1 protein-coding gene is annotated in these 1,300 nt (G+C 23.0%); it reads left to right on the forward strand.

Translation table 11 applies throughout. The features are described from left to right. Window positions 1-156: 156 nt before the first annotated feature. Entirely contained in the window at window positions 157-1,185 is a 1,029-nt protein-coding gene (locus BGI41_RS08140) for an aldo/keto reductase (RefSeq protein WP_088540199.1), read from the forward strand. Window positions 1,186-1,300: the final 115 nt, after the last annotated feature.

Here is a 1,300-nt window from a genome sequence, read left to right on the forward strand (position 1 = left end):
AAATTATATTCTAATTTTTACTTAATTTAATACTTTAATGTGTATCTAATTAAATTTTTAACATTTTTAATTTATGGAAAGTGTTTTTGATTAATAATATAAATAATATTAAATAGATAGAATTATATGGAATTTAATTTTTAAGGTTTGATTTATATGACAGCAAATTTTGGTTTAGGTTTAATGAGATTACCAATTATTGGGGATAATGTGGAAAATATTGATATTGATCAATTACAAGAAATGGTTGATACTGCAATGGAAAATAATGTTAATTTCTTTGATACAGCTTATCCATATCATAATGGTGAAAGTGAAAAAGCAATTAAAAAAACACTTGTTGATAAATATCCAAGAGATTCATTTATCTTATCAAATAAATTACCTTTATTTGATATTGAAAAAGAAGAAGATATTGAAAAAATCTTTAATATTCAAATCCAAAGATGTGGTGTAGATTACTTTGATTATTATATGTTACATAATTTAAGTACATGGAGTAAAACAATATTTAAAGATGCAGATTGTTTTGGTTTTATTAATAAGTTAAAAGAAGAAGGTAAAGCTAAAAAAATTGGATTTTCATTCCATGATAAACCAGAATTATTAAAAAGTATCTTAGATGAACATCCTGAACTTGATTTTATACTTTTACAAATTAATTTTGTAGACTGGGAAAATGAATCAATTGAAGCATGCGAATGTTATGAAATTGCATTAGAATATGGTCTTGAAATTTTAGTAATGGAACCATTAAAAGGGGGAACTATTGTAAATATGCCTGATTCTGCTAAAGAGATCTTAAAAAATTATCATCCAGAAGATTCTATAGCAAAATGGGGTTTAAGATTTTCTGGAAGTTTAGATAATGTATCTTATGTTTTATCTGGTGTAAGTAATTTAGAACAATTAAAAGATAATATTAACACATTTAAAGATTTTAAACCAATAACACTTAATGAAGTATTATTACTTAATAAAGCTACAGATATTATTAATGATTCAGTTGCTATTCCTTGTACTGGATGTGGCTATTGTTTAAAAGATGGTGTTTGTGAAAGACATATTCCTATTGCAGAGTATTTTAATTTATATAATCAAGCAAGCTTACTTGGATTTAAAGATTTCTCAAAGTATCTTATTGATGTTTATAAAGAATTTGAAGTTACAATGTATGATTTTTAAAATTTAAACTATTTTTTTTAACTTTAAATTTTTTAATTTTTGTTTTTTTGGTGTTTTTTCTAGTTTTTCGTGTTATTTTTTGTTTTTTTGGTGTTTTTTCTAGTTTTTAGTGTTT

This window comes from Methanobrevibacter sp. 87.7 (genome assembly GCF_002208625.1).
Taxonomy (GTDB): domain Archaea; phylum Methanobacteriota; class Methanobacteria; order Methanobacteriales; family Methanobacteriaceae; genus Methanarmilla.